Origin of the sequence: Tolypothrix sp. PCC 7712, from assembly GCF_025860405.1 — a bacterium.
GTDB lineage: Bacteria > Cyanobacteriota > Cyanobacteriia > Cyanobacteriales > Nostocaceae > Aulosira > Aulosira diplosiphon.
This window is the reverse complement of sequence record NZ_CP063785.1, coordinates 5666933-5687369: the sequence shown is the minus strand read 5'-3', so window position 1 is coordinate 5687369 and position 20437 is coordinate 5666933. Positions and strand designations below refer to the sequence as shown.

14 protein-coding genes and 1 pseudogene are annotated in these 20437 nt (G+C 43.0%); 7 read left to right on the top strand and 8 right to left on the bottom strand.

Features of this window, described 5'->3' with window-relative positions:
- Nucleotides 1-256 precede the first annotated feature (256 nt).
- Nucleotides 257-3094, bottom strand: coding sequence for a DUF5682 family protein (locus tag HGR01_RS23380; protein ID WP_052335340.1), 2838 nt, complete (start codon nt 3092-3094; stop codon nt 257-259).
- A 206-nt stretch (nt 3095-3300) separates the two neighbouring features.
- Here HGR01_RS23380 and HGR01_RS23375 point away from each other — a divergent pair, with 206 nt between their 5' ends.
- Nucleotides 3301-3843 (top strand): Uma2 family endonuclease, encoded by a 543-nt coding sequence (locus tag HGR01_RS23375; RefSeq protein WP_045873076.1) that lies wholly within the window; start codon nt 3301-3303, stop codon nt 3841-3843.
- Nucleotides 3844-3884: 41 nt separating this feature from the next.
- Here the strand turns inward: HGR01_RS23375 and HGR01_RS23370 are convergent, their stop codons facing one another.
- The 4 genes from HGR01_RS23370 to HGR01_RS23355 all read right to left on the bottom strand — a co-directional run bounded on the left by HGR01_RS23370 (nt 3885) and on the right by HGR01_RS23355 (nt 8714).
- Nucleotides 3885-4547, bottom strand: a complete 663-nt coding sequence (locus HGR01_RS23370; protein ID WP_045873075.1) for a Uma2 family endonuclease — start codon at nt 4545-4547, stop codon at nt 3885-3887.
- 82 nt (nt 4548-4629) lie between these two features.
- The gene (locus tag HGR01_RS23365) at nt 4630-5778 is read right to left on the bottom strand and encodes an ATP-binding protein (RefSeq protein ID WP_228045555.1); all 1149 of its coding nucleotides are present in this window, start codon (nt 5776-5778) and stop codon (nt 4630-4632) included.
- A gap of 110 nt (nt 5779-5888) precedes the next feature.
- Entirely contained in the window at nt 5889-7316 is a 1428-nt protein-coding gene (locus HGR01_RS23360; RefSeq protein ID WP_045873074.1) for a VWA domain-containing protein, read from the bottom strand.
- A gap of 9 nt (nt 7317-7325) precedes the next feature.
- Nucleotides 7326-8714: a hypothetical protein gene (locus tag HGR01_RS23355; RefSeq protein WP_045873073.1), complete on the bottom strand. Its 1389-nt coding sequence runs from the start codon at nt 8712-8714 to the stop codon at nt 7326-7328.
- Between the two features lie 17 nt (nt 8715-8731).
- Here HGR01_RS23355 and HGR01_RS23350 point away from each other — a divergent pair, with 17 nt between their 5' ends.
- A complete protein-coding gene (locus HGR01_RS23350; RefSeq protein ID WP_264263473.1) occupies nt 8732-9013 on the top strand; it encodes a hypothetical protein in 282 nt (93 codons plus the stop codon).
- Here the strand turns inward: HGR01_RS23350 and HGR01_RS23345 are convergent, their stop codons facing one another.
- A complete protein-coding gene (locus HGR01_RS23345; protein WP_045873072.1) occupies nt 9014-9484 on the bottom strand; it encodes a hypothetical protein in 471 nt (156 codons plus the stop codon). It lies immediately after the preceding gene.
- 212 nt (nt 9485-9696) lie between these two features.
- Between HGR01_RS23345 and HGR01_RS23340 the strand changes: the two genes are divergently transcribed.
- From HGR01_RS23340 to HGR01_RS23330, 3 genes are all read left to right on the top strand, one after another.
- Nucleotides 9697-9834, top strand: coding sequence for a hypothetical protein (locus HGR01_RS23340; RefSeq protein ID WP_155539518.1), 138 nt, complete (start codon nt 9697-9699; stop codon nt 9832-9834).
- A 34-nt stretch (nt 9835-9868) separates the two neighbouring features.
- Nucleotides 9869-11176 (top strand): Nramp family divalent metal transporter, encoded by a 1308-nt coding sequence (locus HGR01_RS23335; RefSeq protein WP_045873071.1) that lies wholly within the window; start codon nt 9869-9871, stop codon nt 11174-11176.
- Between the two features lie 571 nt (nt 11177-11747).
- Complete coding sequence (locus tag HGR01_RS23330) at nt 11748-12131, top strand: hypothetical protein (protein ID WP_071989464.1); 384 nt, start codon at nt 11748-11750, stop codon at nt 12129-12131.
- Nucleotides 12132-12321: 190 nt separating this feature from the next.
- On the opposite strand, the gene HGR01_RS23325 is transcribed toward HGR01_RS23330, so the two are convergent.
- Together HGR01_RS23325 and HGR01_RS41955 are read right to left on the bottom strand one after the other, a co-directional pair.
- Nucleotides 12322-12756, bottom strand: coding sequence for a hypothetical protein (locus tag HGR01_RS23325; protein ID WP_045873228.1), 435 nt, complete (start codon nt 12754-12756; stop codon nt 12322-12324).
- 867 nt (nt 12757-13623) lie between these two features.
- Nucleotides 13624-13752, bottom strand: a pseudogene (locus tag HGR01_RS41955) (hypothetical protein); the annotation flags it as partial.
- Nucleotides 13753-14552: 800 nt separating this feature from the next.
- Between HGR01_RS41955 and HGR01_RS23320 the strand changes: the two are divergent.
- Both HGR01_RS23320 and HGR01_RS23315 read left to right on the top strand, forming a co-directional pair.
- A complete protein-coding gene (locus HGR01_RS23320) occupies nt 14553-19724 on the top strand; it encodes a response regulator (protein ID WP_045873226.1) in 5172 nt (1723 codons plus the stop codon).
- Between the two features lie 317 nt (nt 19725-20041).
- The gene (locus HGR01_RS23315) at nt 20042-20428 is read left to right on the top strand and encodes a response regulator (protein ID WP_045873225.1); all 387 of its coding nucleotides are present in this window, start codon (nt 20042-20044) and stop codon (nt 20426-20428) included.
- The last annotated feature ends 9 nt before the right edge of the window (nt 20429-20437 follow it).

The window sequence follows — 20437 nt, the reverse complement described above, 5'->3', positions numbered from 1 at the left end:
ATTCTAGAGGGCAAGGCAATGCCTTGCCCCTACTATCTGTCGCCTTCTTTTTTCAAATTGGTATAACCTTGTTGTGCCCGAGGAATTTGTAATGTATATTTCAAAAAATAGTACAAATCGGCGTAAATAGCGCAAAGTTGGCGGTGTCGGTTTCCGTCCCGCCAAACTTTGTAAGAGAAACAGACCATCTGTAATTGCTAAAAGGCTTGTGCTATAACTATTCTTTCTTTTTACTTTTTACTTTTGCCTTGTTTTACTAGTTTGCATGACTAAAGCTTGAATTAAGTAGTCCAGCAAAATAATTTAATGTTGCTGGATAATTCTTAATTAATTCTTGGGTTTTGAGTTCGGTTTCAGATAAACTTTCTTGGTGTGCTTGATGTGTTTCTAAATTTTCTTGCCAAGTTAAATTTTCAATACCAAGTAGTTTGGCTAGCGCATTGGTTGTGGCTGGATAATTAAACAGAAATTCTCGGATTTTTAACTCATTTTCGCTGAGTGTTGGTGCAGCCTCAACTCGATTGACTTGTTCTTTAATTTCAAGTTGCGGTTTCGACCAGGCGGGAACCCAGTGATTGAAGCCAGATAAGTTTTTGGGGAAATTATTTGAGGCTTCTTTAATTAATGCTTGGAGAATTTGGGCATGGGGTCGCAGCTTGAGAATTAACCCTGGTAGCCAAGGTAATAAAATTTTATCGGGAACTGTGGCAAATAATTTACTCAAAAGTTCGACAACGAATTTACTAATTCTGGGTGCAAATGTCAGAGATAAGATAAATCCATTTAAGTATTCAGGGAAAGATTTAATTAACATTTCGTTGTTAATCACATCATTGAAGAATTCCCGAATTTCTTCTAGTTTTCTTAATGTGAGTAACCATTCCGTTGTCCACAATAAACCAATTTTGGCGGGGTCATCTAAACCTTGGCTAGATTGTTTAACACCGATTAATAATTGACTGCGGTTACAACCAAGAGATAGCGCCAAACTTTCCAAGGTGAAAATAAAATTCAACATCCCGGCGATTTGTTCGGGGGTGGTTCCCCTATCTGCAAAGGCTTGGGGTAGTAAGGTGGCGTAATGTCCGTAACCTGTGGTAACAAAACGCTCTATCCATTGTGGTAAGCCTGTGGGTGTGGCGCGGTAATAGTGTACTAACCTGCGGACTCGTTCAAATACTTGCGGTGCATCGCTGACACCTGTTTCTTGTTTGAGGAGAGAAATCGCGTGTTCTCCGAGTTCTTGGGTAAGTCGCAAACTCCGCGCGTATAAAATGCTATCTTCTGTGGCTTTGAGAACCTCGCTGGTTTTGGCTTGGGGAGAGAAAGCTGTTTGTTTAAGGCGCTGTTCTAAAACTTGCTCGATGCTAACTCCTTCATAACCAAGCATAATGAGATGGCGTTGGTATTTACCGATGCGAATTTCCCAAGATTCTTGAATTGGTTTGGAACCAAGACTGCGATCGCCTATAATTGGCTTGACAATCGTATCACCGGATAAATAGTACAATCGCCACAGCACATCGGAACATGGTAGAAGTTCCGGCTGTTGTTTGAAATCCATTAAGGCGCGTTGGTTGGTTTGTGCAAGTAAGTTGACTCCTAAAGGTTGAAGTCTGTCATACACATCTTGCGCTAGGGGAGGTAAAGAAGCGTAACCAACCGTACCAATGCGATCGCCTCCGAGTAAAATTTGGCAAAGTTGGTAAATATTGCGTTTTTTGGGAGTACGGTCTTTTTCTAAGCAGGTAATAGCTGCGTCTTGAAAATCGTAGGGTGTGGGATGCATTCGATTTCGCATCCCAGCTAACAGCATTGAGGTTTGATAGATGGCGATAGAATCGGCGGTACTGGCTAAATAGGCATTTTTTCGCGCTAATCCAACAATATCAGCACACCATTGTAATAATTGTTCGGTATCGGCTTTGGCTAATTCTGGGGGACGAGTTAAAAAGGCGGTGAGGTTGGAATTTGTCGCTGTAACAGGAACTGGCTTTGTTTTAGCTGCTTTTTCTTCTTTATTCAGCGAAAATCCCTTTAATCCCGTAACCTTGAGATTCTTTTTCCAAGTTGCTTCTGCTAGGGATACCGTACCTGCTGGGTGATGAAATTGGTATTCAATAGCCGCAAAACTAGAAGGAATTAAACCATATAACCATTTGGTTTGGGTGCGTTCTGGAATTTCCCAGAGATGATTATTAGTCACGCTATATTCTGCCACATCGCTAGCGGAGTGCGCTGCACCACATATATAGATAGCTTCCGATGGTGCAATATTATGTGCCGCCATGTGTTTTTTCATGGAAGTCCACATATAGCGTTCGCGCTGACGGTCGATTTCGATATCTTTGTTGCGGGTTCCTAAACGGCGCATTAAGCTACCGATGAGAAACATGACTTGGCGGTAGGTTTGGTAGTCTGCGCCAATAATTGCTGTTTCTACATATTCATCCCACCATTCCGAAAAGTGGCGGGTATTGGAGTTTCGCAGTAAAAAACTTAAAAATTGGTCGAAAGTGGGGACGAGACTACCTACTTCTACACCAACTGCTGAACCATGCATTTTGGCTTCATCGCTGGGAGGTTCTTCCGATTCTTCAGCAACTTTAGTATCAGGGGGTTCCCATTGAAAGACAAAATCCACCGCCCTATCTACAAATACTAGCTGAGTTTCGGGATGTTGGAGAGCAAATGCGATCGCTTGATATTCTGCGGAAGCTTCGGTAATCGGTGCAACCACACTCAACGGCATGATTGTCGGCGAAAAATGCTCAGATTCAGCAGCGAAGGCTTGTAAAGCAACGGGTAATTTACAATCGCGGAGATTTTCCACGGTGTTTTGTAAGTCTTCGCACAGTTCCAAGTAAATGACTTTCGGTGGTTTTTCCCGTAACCGTCGCACCATCTGTAAGGCGGAGGATGGGGAGTGATGACATACGGGGAATATTTCTAGGGGTTCGCTGCTGGCTTTTTCTACGTCTTGGATTAAAGCCGTTAGCATTTCGCTTAAAGGTTGAGCATCGGTAGCGAATTTTTCCGCCGCGTTGAGGAGTTGTTCTTGGAGTGCGTTGAATGCAGTTGGGAGAGTAACCATAATTAATTCGTAATTCGTAGTTCGTAATTCGTAATTAAGAGATTCAAATTATATTTAGGGTTTTAATGTGCTATTTTTTGGGGAATTTTAGATAATGCGTAAATAAATAAAGTTAACTTGTGGGGTTTGTCATTTGTCTTTTGTGGGTAGGCGTGTTATTGATTCTCCATAATATAAATACAACCCATGTCAGAATCGGAGGCTTTATGTCACTGACAGTTGAAGATTTAGAGAAAATGCAGCAACAGTACCCCGACTATCGCATGGAATTAGTTAAAGGTAATGTTATTGTCATGAGTCCATCAGGATACGAATCAGATGAAGTTGCTGCTACAATCGTGTCCTATTTATACAACTGGGTGAAACCGCGTAAGCTAGGCAGAATAACAGCTTCTAGCGCTGGTTTTAGATTGCCAAACTCAGATGTGCGCGCACCAGATGCTTCATTTGTTTTAGCCGAACGTTTGCGTCGCAGTCCCAAATCTTTTGCTCAATTGGCTCCTGATTTAATTGTTAAAGTTAAGTCTCCCAGCGATAATTTAGAGGATATCAGAGGGAAGATTCAAGAATTTCTGAGTTTGGGAACTAAAGTCGGAATTTTGCTGAATCCCGATGAGCAAATTGTGGAAGTTTACAATGTGGGAAAAGAGGTAATAGTACTGCACAATGGCGATGTACTAACGGTTCCCGAACTGCTTCCAGGTTGGGAAGTAGCAGTTTCAGATTTATGGCCTGTAGAGTTTGATTGAGAAGGCATCCGCATCGTTTCTACCAATTTATACCTGATTTTCTATGACGATTGAGCTAAATTTTCTCTTACCCATTGCCGCACATGACGAATTAAACTTGTTTCACCCATCGTTAAACTTAATTCCAAAAACTTCATCAACACAGCAGCATTAAACATCGGTAACACTAACGACATTTCACAGGGTTGATAGTCATTATTAACTAAACTCAAAATTGTCAAAATATCACGATCAAAACGCCATACTTCCGGCACACCCAACGCCGCATAAATCCCCATACGATTCATTGAACTACTGGTACTATCAACCTCAATTGCCAAATCTGGGGGTGGGTCAATTGTCAAATCAATTACATCTTTACCACGCACAGCTAACTCATTTTGAATGTAATAACATTCATCTGGTTCTAAACCCTTGCGTAAATCTTCTCTTGTCCAAGTTGTAGAACCTAAACTACGAATTTCAATTCCTAATTCTTCTGTAGTAACTTCAACAAAACGACCAAGTAATTTCTTAAAAGTTTCGTGTGGTGGTAGCGGCATCATAATCTCCAACGTGCCATCATCATAAGTTAGTCGCGTTCCTGGTTGTGACTCCAAATCTCGCACTAAATTCTGATATGTATCCCAGTTAATGCCTTGAAGTATGGTAATGTTTGTAGGTAATGATTTTGCCAAAGGTGTATCGGAAGCGGCAATAGTCATAGTGTTCTCCTTTAGCTGTAAATATTCAGTTCTTTGAGATATTCACTCATCTTAACGCGCACCTCTGTTAGAGATTTATTGCTTAAAATAAACCCATCGCTTGTTTTCCACCTTCGAGAAAAGCTTCCCATTCACCTTTTTGTTCTTGACTGCGCTTCTCCACAACGGCGTGCCAAAATTGATTCATTACAGAAATATCTTCTGGTTGACGACGTACTAAAGTACCGACTAATGACTTGGCTAATGCACCCGCTTCTAAATTAGTCGCGCCAAAATACCGACTATGTAAAATCGCATCTTCTAATACACCGATTTGTTCGGCTGTAGAAAGCGCCGATTCTAAACGCTGGTCATCGGAACTAGCGGCGGCGCTGGTTTCGCGCAAGTCGGCAAAGGTCTGCAATAATACATCTAATAAGGTTGGCGGAACATCGACTTCAAAGCCGTGACGGTTCATTAATTCTTTGGTGCGGAACAGGATAATTTCTTTTTCCTGTTTCTTATTCGTCACCACCGGCATATGTACGAAATTAAACCGCCGTTTTAAGGCTGAAGAAAGTTCATTGACACCCCTGTCACGGCTGTTGGCTGTGGCGATGACATTAAATCCTGGTTGTGCAAAAGCGACGTTATCTGTCTTTAATTCTGGGATAGAAATATACTTTTCACTCAGTATAGATATCAGTGCATCTTGGACATCGGAAGTACAGCGTGTCAATTCCTCAAATCTGCCCATTGCACCGCTATGCATGGCGGTCATAATTGGTGAAGGTATCAAAGAATCGCGGGATTGACCAGCCGCAATTACCATCGCCACGTTCCAAGAATACTTAATTTGGTCTTCTGTAGTTCCCGCAGTTCCCTGAACTACATAGGTGGAATTCCCAGAAATCGCCGCCGCTAGTAATTCTGCTAACCAGCTTTTACCTGTACCGGGGTCACCAATTAACAGTAAACCACGGTCAGAAGCTAAAGTGACAATAGCACGTTCTGCGATCGCACTATCTCCGTACCATTTCTGCTCAATTTGTCTATCTAACTTTTGCGATGGGGTACTTCCTAATACAAAGGTGCGTACCATTTGCGGCGATAGTCGCCAAGAAAAGGGTTTTGTACCTTTATCAATTGAGGCTAAATATTCTAATTCTTCTGCATATTTCATTTCTGCTGGCTGTCTTAACATTACCTCTTTGCTAGCGCCATTTGTATTATTACTCTTAACCCTTGCCATTTTTATCTCCTAAAGTATTATCTATAGTTTTTCTCTGCGTTCTCTGCGTCTCTGTGGTTCAAAAAATTTTTTTCTAACCGCAGAGGCGCAGAGTGCACAGAGGTAAGAGGTTAATTAACAATTACTTTCTTTAACTCCTGAATTAATTTTTTCGGACTCCCCGTCAAAATCGGCATACCCAACTCCTTCAATTTATCCCTAAACCATTGATTCACACTAAAATATCCCGAACTCGTCACCGCACCCACAGGAATAAAATGCAATCCCGACTCCTTCAACGATTTAATATAGTCAAATAAAACTTGGTCGCTACCACCTTCATAAAAATCCGAAATTAACACCATCACCGTATTATTTGGTTCTAAAATCTTTTGTGCAGCTTCCACTAACGCCGCATGAATATGCGTCCCTCCACCTAATTGAGTCCGCAACAAAACCTCAAAGGGGTCATGTACCCAAGCTGTTAAATCAATGACTCGCGTATCAAAAGCCAATAAATGCACATCCACATTCGGAAGTCCGGCAAAAATTGACGCGAGAATTGTACATTGCACCATCGCATCCACCATTGAACCTGATTGGTCAACAACTACAATCATGCGAGTTGGTGTTTTTTTCTTGGCTGTATGGTGGTAATACAATCTATCAACAAATAACCTCTGTTCTTCGGGATTCCAATTAGTTAAATTCTTCCAAATTGTCCGCTTTAAATCTAAGTTGCGAAATATCCGTTTTGGCGGAACGGAATAATCAATTTTTCCAGCGACAGCTTGCGCGACTTGTAAACGCAGTACTTGCGCGAGTTCGTCTACATATTCCTGAATTAATCGTTTAGCATTTTTCAGCGCATTTCCTGATAAATTCGCCTTTTCTCTTAATAGCTGTTCCACCAAAGCCATTGATGGTGTAAGTTGACTGGCTAACCTGTCATCTTTCAGGACTTCATGTAAAGCCATGCGGTGAATTAATTCGCCTTCCAAAGCTTTTAGGGTGGCGCGCAGTTGTTCTTCGGTAACGGTGAAACCGCCACCAGCACCCAAACCCGCACCCATACCGCCACTTTGACTGCTACCTTGTCCTTGATTTTGCTGTCCGGGGTTTTTCCCAATTCCTGGCCCTTGTCCGCGTAAACTTCCTGGGGGACATCCCAAAGCTTTTTCTAAAAATCCTACATCTTTTAACCATTGCGCGTATTGTTGCGCGGTGACAACTCCGGTTTGGGTGTTGGGGCCGAAAGCATTTAGGAGTAATTTAGAGAAAACTAATCCTCGGCGTAGGGTAGCGGTTTCAGCTTCCGGTGTTGTGTCGTCTTGGGGAATAATGGGATTATTAAAATCAGCTGCTAATTCTGGGTAGCGGTGGAGTAAGTTTTCAATACTAATATTAGGGTCGAGGATTAATTGAGGTAAATTTAACTCGCTGACAGCTTCTGTCGCCATTTGTTCAAAATTTGCACCCTGTTCGCTGAAGCCAAACATACTGGTTAGCAAGCGCCAGTATACAACTTGACGGCGTTGAGCAATTTTTTCTGTATCCATGTTTTTTCCTCAACTCTTACGCAGTAGTCGGCTAGAACGTTCTTGTAAGATTCCCACGACGCTATTTTTAATGGAATCTTTTTTCGCAATGACAGACGCTGCGGTTTGTCCGGTAGATGTGATTTTGTTTTTCACTGCTACTGCTAAAGGTTGGATTGACCATTTACCCGCATCGAAGCGTAATAAGCCGAAGATTTGCTGAGATTTGGCAATTATGTCTAAATTTAATTCTGATAAACTGCTGAGACGTTCACTAGCAATGCTAAGTTCACCCGCATCACCCCAACTTAAAACAATATTCTCGTCATTTTTCACGACTTGATAATTACTGAGATATATCGGTTCCGCAATTTGGATGGGATGGCGATCGCACGCGGCCACTGTAGAATAAATCCAGCTATTACTTGTATTCTCAGCAAAAAATTCCGCCGCCCGCTTCATCAAGTTATAATTTTGACCAAGTTCGCCTTGACCTTGCCACAATAAATCTCCGGTAGGTAGCAAGGGTACATCTTGAATCTGCAATACCCGGTTTTGTGCAAAAGCATCTAATAACACAGCCGCATTGGGAAATAGCAACCAAATTTGCTCATTATTAATTGCATCTACCTTGTAAGCTGACTGGCTAACTCGCACCAACTGAGTTTGATGATTCGCATCTAGCAAACCATAGGCTGTAAAGCTAACTAAGTTGGCGTGTTGGCGTAAATCTAAACCTAAAATTTCTAAATTACCCGATATTAACTGTGATTTCGGTAAAATTGCTGGGCGCACAGTTCCTAACATCGCCTGTGTCCACAAATCAACCCAGCGATATCGGGGAATTGTGGCGCTATCAGCCACGGGAAGATTTCCCATCAATTCATTAAAATAGCCAGTCAGTAAAGCAGCTTGTCTGACTAATAAAGGTTCCGCTTGGATTTGTTCAAGTGTCCCTAAAAATGGAACCAAAGTTGCGATATCCAAACGTGCATAACCTACCAAAGCAATTTCCATTAACCAGTGACGCACACTTGCTAGCAGCACTTTGAGGTTATTTGGCGGTTCGTCAGTTTCATAGTCCAACTCTATCTCAGCCGTTTCTTTGCGTCCTAACAAACTCCGCGCCTGAGATAATAAGGTATCAAATATAGCTCCTTGAATTGCAGCCCGCACAGTAGCCAAAACTGCAAAATGCTTATCTACAAACTCATTTGTGGTAATTGCTGCAGTCGCATCAACTAAAGATTGCTGTAGAGGTGTGCCAGTAAATACACGCCCCAAAGCCTGTAAAGTTTGTAAATGTTGCTCATCTAAATTCGCAAAACCAGTAATAAAACACTCATCTAAACTTGCAATCAACTCGAATATTGCTTGATTGCTGTCGCTGATTTGATGCAATGCGCCGGGGAAAGCCATGTGTTGGGGAATGGGGAATGGGGAATGGGGAATGGGGAATGGGGAATGGGGAATGGAGAATGGGGAATGGGGAATGGGGAATGGGGAATGGGGGTTGGGGATTGGGGATTGGGGACTGGGAGGATGAGGGAGATGAGGGAGATGAGGGAGATGAGGGAGATGAGGGAGATGAGGGAGATGAGGGAGATGAGGGAGATGAGGGAGATGAGGGAGATGAGGGGGACAAGGAGATATTATTAATGCCCTATGCCCTATGCCCTATGCCCTATGCCCCATGCCCTATGCCCCATGCCCTATAGTTAAACAAACCAACTCATTTCGGGGAGGGGAGAGTTGGCGGTTGGTAGTTCGAGGTAGCGGAGGTAGTTTAAAAAGCGGCTGAAGACTTCGCTGGCTGGTTCTTTTTTGACTGTACCGCGACGGTTGAGAATATCCTGGGGGGAGGTAATTTGATTGAGGTCGCCGGGAACCTTAAGATAATTAATTACTTGGTCAATACCGTAAGCTGCGATCGCTTCTTTCATCACAGATTGCAAATGCTTACAGGGATAGCCTCCCAAACCTCCACAAGGACGATTGTTATTTGTACTGCAATAGAAATCTAGGGTTCCGGCTTCAAAAAAAGACACATAAACTCGTTCAATATCAGAACCGCTAGAAACGACTCCTTGCAATCGGTGATTATATAGTTCAACAAACGGAACCTGCTTTACATCCCGCTTGGTCGCCGCATTCTTCTGGCTCGAACCTACAAACGATGAATCAGGCATAATGATAATTCGTAATTCGTAATTCGTAATTTAAATGCGCTTAAAAAGGTTTGCTCTAAGCGATTCCAATCTGTTCATACTCATCTGTAAATTTTATCTATAGCAAGGCTTAAAATACGTAAAATTATACAAACCTTATTATTATTATAAGTATTTATTCGTAATAGCAAGAGTGCGATCGCAGCTATAAAAGTCAGCCTTATTATCAGATTTTGGCACAATCAAACATCATGCCCAATGCCCCATGCCCAATGCCCCATGCCCCATGCCCCATGCCCCATCCCCATTTTCAATCTAGCTTTACCACTCTTTATAGATTGATATTTCAACCAGATTTCCTACAATTATGAAAAGAATATGAAAACTATTTACGTAGATTAATAGATGACTTTCCCAAAAAACAAACCCAGCCTTCCAGAGGTTCACCGTAGCATCAAAGTTCCTAATAGCAATGGCTTTTGGCGCAAAATGCTGGCTTATGCAGGGCCGGGATATTTGGTATCAGTGGGATATATCGATCCGGGAAATTGGGCTACAGATATTGCTGGGGGTGCGAAGTTTGGGTATAGCTTGTTGACGGTGATTTTGCTGTCTAACTTGATGGCAATATTATTGCAATCGCTATGTGTGCGTTTGGGTGTGGCTACGGGGAGAGATTTAGCACAGGCTTGTCGAGACTATTTCAGTCCCAAAGTCAGCTTTTGTTTATGGGTATTGTGTGAGATTGCGATCGCAGCTTGTGACTTAGCGGAACTGTTGGGAAGTGCGATCGCGCTACAATTGTTATTCGGTATTCCCTTGGTATGGGGTGTGTGCATCACTGCCCTAGATGTCCTAGTTTTACTATTCTTGCAGCATAAAGGCTTTCGTTATACAGAAGCTTTGGTAATCATGCTGGTAGCAACAGTAGGCTTTTGTTTCACAGCAGAAATTCTATTTTCTCACCCTGATATCAAGGGTATTTTGTTGGGGTATCTACCAAAGAAAGAAATTGTCCAAAACTCAGAAATGCTCTACATTGCCATTGGCATTTTAGGGGCGACAGTGATGCCTCATAACTTATATTTACACTCTTCGATTGTGCAAACTCGTGATTGGCAACCTAATACGGAAAAAAGATGGGAAGCTATTAAGTTTGGCACAATGGATTCTACTTTTGCTCTATCTTTGGCACTATTTATTAACTCGGCAATTTTAATTGTATCTGCTGCCACATTTCATTTTTCTGGTAATCACAATGTGGCAGAAATTCAAGATGCTTACAAACTGCTATCGCCTTTATTAGGAGTGAGTGCTGCTAGTGCCATTTTTGGGATTGCTTTACTGGCTTCCGGTCAAAGTTCAACATTGACTGCTACCCTGGCTGGACAAATAGTCATGGAAGGCTTTTTACAATTTCGCTTTCCATCATGGTTACGGCGTTTAATTACTCGGCTGCTAGCAATTATTCCCGCGTTGATAACAATAATTATCTTTGGAGAACATAGTACAAGCCGCCTCATTATTTTGAGCCAAGTTATTCTCAGTTTACAGCTACCTTTTGCTGTGATTCCTTTAGTGATGTTTACCAGTAATCGTCACTTAATGGGTGAATTTGTCAATCCTTTATGGCTGAAATCTTTGGCGTGGGGAGTTGCTATGATTATTGTTGGGCTAAATGTTTGGTTACTATTACAAAGTATTTTGGGTTAACTGAGTTTTTTGCTTAAAAAGTCAAGAGTCAAGGGTCAAGTGTCAAAAATTGGACTTTGGACTTTTGACTAAATACCTCGCGCCCTCATCCCCTAACCCCTTCTCCCCCAGGAGAAGGGGAATTAAATCTCTTGCTCCCCTCTCCCGGCGGGAGAGGGGTTGGGGGTGAGGGCGAAAACCTAGCTACAAAGCGGGTTTCACGTTAAGTTGACACCAATGGGGGCTACCTTTTCCCCCTGTTCCCTGTTGCCCCAACCCTGTTCCCGCCCCGAAGGGGCATGGTAAAACTTATTTTTCAGCAGTTAATCTTCTGGGTGAGCAAACAAAGCTTACGCTTAAATTTACTTTGGCTGAACGGAATAAACTAGAAAATTGCTGTTAAAAAGATAATCAAATTACTGATACGAATAAAAAAAGAATATGACAGATTGTAGGGGCAAGGCAGTGCCTTGCCCTGTAGAATATATTGATGTGTCGCCAACATTATTTGCAGTGGGATGATTCTCAAAAATCCCTTGATATTTAAGCGACAATCGCATAACCTAGATGTTCAGTTATATCCAATAAACTCATGAACAAAAAGCTCATACTGAATTTATTTGCTAGTTCCTCAATTTTTACCTCGTTGATGTCTACGCTGGGTGTGATTAATCCTGCCCATGCTAGTGTTAACCTTACCCAGCGATTACTACACACCACTGATGGTCGTACCTGTATTAGTAATCCCCACGGCTTTAAGAATTTTGTCTGTATTCGAGATTCTGAGAGAAATCCCAACGCACCCCTACCACCCAAATCAACAGTAATCTCGGCACAGCCATCTGATAGCACAGTTGCAGAACTTAACTTTACCGATGAGGAAAGTGAGGCTGCAATTAGATTATTTAAGTGCGACTGTCCATTTTGCATTAATTCTTTGCGACAGTTACGCGGTACTGGCAACTTAGTTTACTAAGCCTTACTTTGCATCTGTTGCTAATAGCAATAAATTTAGCATTCTTGTAACCAAATGCCTTATAAAATAAACTTTATTTTTCAGGTAAATTCCAATACAATTCAGTTGAAAGCTCCCCACTCTGTTTTCTGTTCCCCAACTTCCACAAAATAATTTTTCTCACTGAACTGTATTAGAGTCAATTCAAAATCTACTTTGTTGTTTTCTCTGTACTTTTGCCATTTGTATCAGTTTGCTCTACTTTTAGTGATATTTCAGTGTTAGTTAGTGTAGTTGTTGGTTTCGCATTCGCCGCAGTTCGCTTCTTAGTCTGGCGCGGTTTTCCTCCAGCTTGCATATATTGAAAGCTATGCTTGCCATAGCGTGTCCCTACAGTCACCAACATTTTTTCGGAGTAATTACTCAAATCTTCCTCTAGTAATGCAATTTCCCCCATTGCTTCATCCAGACTAGAAAGCATTTTGTTGTAGTCAGATAACTTCATTTGCAAGGTTTGAATTCGCCTCCCATACTCTGCCAAACTCAATCCTTGACCAAAATCCAGCGTTTCACTAATCGACCGCATCCCCGAAATTCGTCGCACTGCTTTATCCACCACCTTGGAACTACGTTTCAATCGTGCCATATATGCATTTCCTGCCAAAGATGATATGAAAATTACAGCAATTTCTATCTCTAGGGATTGAGCATGGCTTAAATCCCTAGAGAATGGTCTATTTACCTGAAAATAGCTGTAATAGATACTTGTATTCCCACTCTAGCCATCTCCCATCCTGATTGCCCTGAGCAGAAACCACGAAAACTATAGTATGGGCTACAGTGATATTCTATGCATATTCGCTAATATTACGGACAAAGCTCATAATTAAAGCGTTAAAGCTTTGATTTATCAGGAAAGGCAGAGGGCAGGAGGGGTCTGAATCCCCTTCTGACTTGTTCCTTCAGCATAGCTGCCCTCTGCCCATTGGTGTCAACTTAAGCTAAAAGCGATATAGGGCGGGCGTTGTACAAATACCTCGCGCCCTCATCCCCTAACCCCTTCTCCCGCAGGAGAAGGGGAACTAAATTTCTTGCTCCCCTCTCTCTGTGGGCTACGGTGTACACACAAGTACTCTCCACATACGTTTCAGGGATTTCAACCCCCTTAAATTGTCATTGCGTTCGCGTAGCGTCTCGTAGAGAGGAGGAACGACGAAGCAATCCCAGCACCAAGCGATTGCTTCGCTTCGCTCGCAATGACAGGTTTTGAGCGATTTTTATCTGAGTTTAAAACTCCCTTCCAGGTAGGATTTCAAGACTTCTGTGTACACCGTAGCTCTCTGTGGGAGAGGGGCTGGGGGTGAGGGCGAAACCTTGCAACAAAGCGGGTTTCACGTTAAGTTGACACCAATGCCCTCTGCCTCCTGCCTTCTTCAATAATCTTGAGTTCCTAAATATCGTTTCCAAGTACCCAATTATCGTTTCCGGGTACTCAATTATCGTTTCCAAGTACCTAATCATCTTTTCCGGGTACCCAATCATCGTTTCCGGGTACCCAATTATCGTTTCCGAGTACCCAATCATCGTTTCCAAGTACCCAATTATTGTTTCCGACTACCCAATCATCATTTCCGACTACCCAATTATTGTTTCCGACTACCCAATCATCATTTCCGACTACCCAATCATCATTTCCGACTACCCAATCATCGTTTTTGGGTAGAGTCCAGAATAAGGTGCGTTACACTTCGTGATAACGCACCCTACTGGACTGACATAGCTAAAATGTGGCAATAATTTTTCTTGTGGGGTGGACATCTTGTCCGCCCTGGACGGGTGAGACACCCATCCCACAAGAGTTTTTTTATACACTATTTTAGGCGTGTCAGTCCACTACTGGCGTGTCTAGCCTTAAATGTTGCAATAAAGATGAATTTTATCCGCACGGCAGTTGCTTATCCCAAGGGGAGACGCTACGCGTAGCTTGCTTCCCCGTAGGGGTACAAGTCGGGAAACCGCAAGGGCGCACTGCCTTGTTTATCTGCGTTTATCTGCGGTTAATTTTTTCTATTTTAGTCTAGACACGCTACTACGCATACTACACATACTTAGATTTTTTCAATAATCAAATCGGACTCCTATACTCCTATAGGGCATAGCAAAGAGTTACCAATGCCCAATGCCCCAATGCCCAATGCCCAATGCCCAATCCCCAATCCCCAATCCCCAATCCCCAATCCCCAATCCCCGCCGACTTCTGATAAAAAATGTTGATATTTGTTGCTTCCAACTAAATACTCAGCAATTTATCGCTTAATATGCATAAAGCTAAATGATGACAAATAAATTCTTAAAAAATAATTAATCTTAAAATATTTATTTTAAACTAAACTTTTTTGCTGGTTATATATCAAGATTAGCGACCTCAAGAAAGCTTTTGATATGAAAATTTTAGTTGTAGAAGACGACGAGCTACTTGTACATGTGCTGAGTGAAATTCTCGCTAGCCTAAACTATGCTGTTGAGGTGGCTGAGGATGGAAATACGGCGCGGGATTTAATTGAAACTTATGATTATGATTTAGTACTTTTGGATGTGATGCTGCCGAAAATGGACGGTATCAGTCTTTGTCGTCATATCCGATCGCGTGGTTTACAAATGCCCGTTTTGTTATTAACAGGGTGTGATAGCAGCCATGAAAAAGCGATTGGCTTAGATGCAGGGGCAGATGATTATGTTGTTAAACCTTTTGATCAAGAAGAATTAGTGGCGCGGGTACGCGCTTTATTACGTCGAGGCGGAACCACGTCACAACCTGTATTGGAATGGGGTAATTTAAAGCTCGATCCCATTAGCTGCGAAGTTAGATACAACCAAGATTTGCTGTCATTAACCCCGAAGGAATATGCACTATTAGAACTTTTCTTGCGTAACAGTCGCCGGGTATTTAGTTGCGGCATGATTTTAGAGCATCTTTGGTCTTATGAAGATACCCCTGGTGAAGAAGCTGTGCGTACCCATATTAAGGGCTTGCGGATGAAGCTACGAAGTGTGGGGGCAGCAAGCGATTTAATTGAAACAGTTTATGGAATTGGCTATCGGCTTAAACCCCAAATACCAGAAGAACAGAGTAATAAAGCAGAATTAGACGCGAAAAAATCTGCTAATTCACATCAGCAATCACAACAACAAACACTCGCAGCAGTTGCAGGTATTTGGCAAAAATTTCAAGGGCGATTTAATCAGCAATTACAGGTGCTAGAACAAGCAGCTGTTAGCCAAAAAACCTTAAATCCCGAATTGCGATCGCAAGCTGCTCAAGAAGCCCATACTTTAGCAGGTTCTTTGGGTACTTTTGGTTTACCTCATGGTTCCAAATTGGCGCGCAAAATTGAGCAATTGCTAAAATCTGACAAAATTTTGACACAATCAGAAAATAGCAAATTACAAAATTGGGTGGAACGATTGCGGCAAGAAATTGCCAGCAAACAGCAAGAATCGGCATCTCCAGTCCCCGATCATGATGACAATCCCTTGGTTTTGCTAGTCGATGCTAATGGTAAATTAGCCGAACAATTAAAAGTAGAGTCGGCTAACTGGAATGTCACAGTTACAGATGCTAACAGCATTGAATCTGCTCGCCATCTCATCTACAGGGAGCATCCCAGCGTAGTATTACTTGACCCCAGTGTTGCCCCCAATCCCCAAGAAAGTTTCAGCCTACTCACCGAACTTGCTCAAAATAAACCACCCATCCCTGTGCTAGTTTTTACCGAGCAAAGTGATTTTAGCAACCGCTTGCAAATAGCGCGCAACGGCGGACATAGATTTTTGCAAAAGCCGATGCCGGCGGCGCAGGTGTTAGAAGCTGTTACCCAAGTATTGCAACAAGCGCCCCATGCGGAAGCCAAAATCTTAGCTGTAGACGATGATCCCCATATTTTGGCATTGTTAGAAACTTTACTCAGTCCTTGGGGGCTGAAAGTCATAGGTTTGCAAGATCCGCGACAGTTCTGGACAACCCTGGAAACCGTCGCCCCAGATATGCTGATTTTAGATGTGGAAATGCCCCATACCAACGGTATCGAACTTTGCCAAGTAGTACGGAACGATGCCCAGTGGAGTGAGTTGCCGATTTTATTCCTGACAGTTCACAGTGATGCCGATATTGTCAATCAGGTATTTAGTGCTGGTGCTGATGATTTTGTGAGTAAACCGATTGTGGGGCCAGAACTGCTGAATCGGATTATTAATCGCTTAGAACGGATCAAACTGTTGCGGCGCGTGACAAAATGCCAGAGTCGGGAAGTGACTGCATCAGAAAATCGCTGGCGATCGCTGTTTGATAGTAAGCATGAATGTATCAGTGTGATTGCTGCCGATGGTAGGTTGTTGGAAATTAACCCCGCTTGTCTTTTGATGTTAGAAGCCAATAACAATGCGGCGGTGATTGGTAAATCAATTTACGAGCTAATTTCCCCGGAATATCAGCAGCAATTCCGCCAATTCCACGCCAGCATTTGTCAGGGTAATCAAGGAACTCTGCAATTTGAAATTGTCAGTTCTAAAGGACATCGACGCTGGCTAGAAACCCACGCTGTACCTCTGCGCTATGAAGCAGATAGCACAACTGTACAGTTGGCAATCATGCAAGATATTACGGAATACAAACAAGCAGAAATCGAAATTCGCCGGGTAAATCGCACACTGCAAGCTTTAACTAATTGCAGTCAGGTATTGGTACGCGCCAAAGACGAGTTAGATTTGCTGCAAAGAATTTGCCAAATGATTGTCGAAGTTGGCAATTATCGTTTAGCTTGGGTAGGTTTAGCAGAACATGATGTTCAAAGCACCATTAGTCCAGTCGCCCAAGCTGGTTACGAAGATGGATATTTGCAATCGCTTAACCTCAATTGGGCAGATAATCCCGCAGGTTTGGGGCCAGTCGGGACAGCGATTCGCACAGGAGAAACCTGTATTATTCAAAATATATTAACTGACCCTCATTATGAGATTTGGCGGTGTCAGGCGATTAAGCAAGGCTATGCTGCATCGATTGCTTTACCTTTAACAGCCGATGGGCAAGTTTTGGGTGCATTGAATATCTACGCCACTGAACCAGATGCTTTTGATGCTGATGAGGTGAAACTTTTAGAAGCCCTAGCCATAGACCTAGCTTACGGGATGATGGCACTACGCAATCAGCGCGATCGCCAAATTGCCGAAGCCGCATTACAACAAAGTCAGCAAAGTTACCAACAGCTAGTAGAACTTTGCCCAGAAGCAATTTTTATTGAAAGTCAAGGTAATTTTGTCTTTGTCAACAGCGCCGCCGTGCAGTTATTTGGTGCTACCCAACCGCTAGAATTACTCGGTAAACAGGTATTAGAGTTAGTTCATCCCCATTCTCAGCCAGCAGTGCGGGAAAAGCTGCAACTGCTAAAAAACTCTACACAGCCAGTTACCCTGGAAGAAGCCCAATTTTTGCGTTTAGATGGCCAAGCGATCGCCCTAGAAATCGCCGCCGCTGCTTTTACCTACCAAAATCAACCCGCATCGCAAGTTGTCGCCCGTGATATCACTGTCCGTAAACAAACAGAAGCATTATTACATCAAGTCAACAATGAATTGGAATTAAGAGTAGCAGAACGGACGGCGGAGTTAATTAGTCTGAATCTGAAATTACAAACAGAACTCGACGAACGTCAGTCCATCCAAGAACAACTACGCATCTCCCAGGCGAAATTTGCCCGCATTTTAGATATTGCTGATGATGCGATTATTTCCATCGATGCTACCCAAAAAATTACCTTATTTAACCAAGGTGCAGAGAAGATTTTTGGTTATAAAGCCGAAGAAGTGATGGGGCAGCAGTTAGATATACTCTTACCATTACGCTTTGCCTCAGCCCATCGTCACCATGTCGGCGACTTTGGCAAATCTCCCAGCCCCGCCCGGAGAATGGGTGAACGCCGAGAAATCTATGGTATGCGTCGGGATGGCACAGAATTTCCGGCAGAAGCTTCGATTTCTAAATTAAATATTGGTGGAGATGTTTATTATACTGTTATCCTCCGGGATATTACAGAACGCAAACTAGTGGAGCGGATGAAAGACGAGTTTGTCTCCGTCGTCAGTCACGAACTCCGCACCCCCCTGACTTCTATTCACGGCTCCCTAGGAATGTTAGTTAGTGGTTTACTCCCAGCCGACTCAGAACAGGGAAAACGCCTGCTGCAAATTGCTACAGATAGTACTGAGCGCCTAGTCCGCCTGATCAATGACATCTTAGACATTGAGCGCATCGAGTCTGGTAGGGTGAAAATGGAACGGGAAATCTGTAATGTGGCAGATTTGATTAAATCCGCCGTCAATGTCATCCAGCCCCTAGCAGATAAACTCGGGGTGCAGCTTTCTATTGCTGACGTATCAATCCAACTCTGGGCAGATCCCGACAGGATTGTGCAAACCTTAACTAATTTGCTGAGTAACGCCATTAAATTCTCCCATACCGGAGAAACTGTGTGCTTGACAGCCAAAACCCAAGGCAATGAAGTAGTATTCGCCGTCAAAGATACCGGGCGCGGGATTCCCGCCAACAAACTCGATAGCATCTTTGAGCGCTTTCAACAAGTGGATTCCTCCGATTCCCGCAACCATGATGGTACAGGTTTAGGTTTAGCCATTTGTAAAAGTATTGTGCAACAGCATAGCGGGCGAATTTGGGTAGAAAGTATTTTAGATGAAGGTAGTACTTTTTACTTTACCCTGCCAATTCTTTCAGATCGGCAAATACCTGAAACGGTAAATGCGATCGCACCCGAATCCGGATACATGACTCAGCACTCACCCCTAGTATTAGTGTGCGATGATGACCCAGCAATTAGTCAGGAATTACAAACCGTACTCAAAAAAGGCGGATATCAAGTCGTTACAGTAGCCAACGGCCAAGAAGCGATCGCCGCCGCCGCCAGCCAAAATCCCGACGTAATTTTATTAGATTTACTCATGCCAGGAATGAATGGCTGGGAAACAATGGCAGTATTAAAAGAGCGAGCTGATACCAAAGATATTCCGATTGTGATTTGTAGTGTTTACAAACAAAGTAGTAATAGTCAACCCAACACCGACTTTGTGGATTGGGTGAGTAAACCATTCCAAGAAAGTAACCTGTTAAAATCACTGAGACAAGTAGTAGCAACAGCTTCTAAGCGAGTCAAAATTCTGATTGTGGAAGACGACAACGACTTAGCGCAACTACTCATAACCCTATTTGAAAGGCATGATATTGACACCTACCTCGCCAAAACTGGCAGAGAAGCCATCCGCCTCAGTCAACAAGTCAACCCCGACTTACTAATTCTCGACTTAATTTTGCCAGAAAGCGACGGTTTTGCCGTTGTCGATTGGCTACAGAAACACAATCAACTATGTAGCACCCCTGTGCTAGTTTACTCCGCCACAGACTTAGACGAATCAGAACGCGATCGCCTGAAATTAGGACATACTGAATTTTTAACCAAAGGACGTGTCACCACCCAAGAATTTGAACAACGGGTAATGGAATTACTACAGCGAATTACACACAATAAACAACAAGGAGAGCAATTTTAAATCTAATAGGACTTACGCAAGTGTCACATTTTTTTCGTTGAGGCTGTCAAGGGGAGCCAGTCACGTGCGGTGAGACCAGCGCTGCAGGAGGGTTTCCCTCCGTAGGCGACTGGCGAACCCGAAGGGAGGTTCCCTCCGTTGAGTGAACTGGCGTTCAAAAGTCCAAAGTCCAAAAAACCTGAATTTTTGACCCTTGACCCTTGACTGTTGACTCTTAAACCAAAAGATTGGTGTACCAGTTGCGTAAGTCCTGTCTAATTTCCCAGCCAACGCAGTTTCAACTAGCAAAAATCTCAAATCCACAATTCATTGACAAGATGACAACAAAACGAATTTTAGTAGTTGATAACGAAGAGTACATTCAAGAAGTTGCCAAAATTTGCTTGGAAACCGTTGCCCGTTGGGAAGTGATGACGGTAAGCTCTGGTAAAGACGGCATCATGAAAGCCGAAGCTTGGCAACCAGATGCCATCCTTTTAGATGTCATGATGCCTGATATGGATGGCATAACTACCTTTGAAAAACTCCAAGCCAATCCAGCCACCAAAGAGATTCCCGTAATTTTATTAACAGCCAAAATCCAAGCCGCCGATCGCCGCCGCTATGCTCAAATGGGAATGGCAACTGCGATCGCTAAACCTTTCAATCCCCTAGAATTGGCTGGACAAATCGCTACAGCTTTAGGTTGGAGTTTGGATAGTTAGGGATTGGGG

Bases quoted from the DNA above. Each gene is read 5' to 3' on its own strand.
- HGR01_RS23380 (WP_052335340.1), bottom strand. From the start codon at position 3,094: ATGGTTACTCTCCCAACTGCATTCAACGCACTCCAAGAACAACTCCTC.
- HGR01_RS23375 (WP_045873076.1), top strand. From the start codon at position 3,301: ATGTCACTGACAGTTGAAGATTTAGAGAAAATGCAGCAACAGTACCCC.
- HGR01_RS23370 (WP_045873075.1), bottom strand. From the start codon at position 4,547: ATGACTATTGCCGCTTCCGATACACCTTTGGCAAAATCATTACCTACA.
- HGR01_RS23365 (WP_228045555.1), bottom strand. From the start codon at position 5,778: ATGGCAAGGGTTAAGAGTAATAATACAAATGGCGCTAGCAAAGAGGTA.
- HGR01_RS23360 (WP_045873074.1), bottom strand. From the start codon at position 7,316: ATGGATACAGAAAAAATTGCTCAACGCCGTCAAGTTGTATACTGGCGC.
- HGR01_RS23355 (WP_045873073.1), bottom strand. From the start codon at position 8,714: ATGGCTTTCCCCGGCGCATTGCATCAAATCAGCGACAGCAATCAAGCA.
- HGR01_RS23350 (WP_264263473.1), top strand. From the start codon at position 8,732: ATGGGGAATGGGGAATGGGGAATGGGGAATGGGGAATGGAGAATGGGG.
- HGR01_RS23345 (WP_045873072.1), bottom strand. From the start codon at position 9,484: ATGCCTGATTCATCGTTTGTAGGTTCGAGCCAGAAGAATGCGGCGACC.
- HGR01_RS23335 (WP_045873071.1), top strand. From the start codon at position 9,869: ATGACTTTCCCAAAAAACAAACCCAGCCTTCCAGAGGTTCACCGTAGC.
- HGR01_RS23330 (WP_071989464.1), top strand. From the start codon at position 11,748: ATGAACAAAAAGCTCATACTGAATTTATTTGCTAGTTCCTCAATTTTT.
- HGR01_RS23325 (WP_045873228.1), bottom strand. From the start codon at position 12,756: ATGGCACGATTGAAACGTAGTTCCAAGGTGGTGGATAAAGCAGTGCGA.
- HGR01_RS23320 (WP_045873226.1), top strand. From the start codon at position 14,553: ATGAAAATTTTAGTTGTAGAAGACGACGAGCTACTTGTACATGTGCTG.
- HGR01_RS23315 (WP_045873225.1), top strand. From the start codon at position 20,042: ATGACAACAAAACGAATTTTAGTAGTTGATAACGAAGAGTACATTCAA.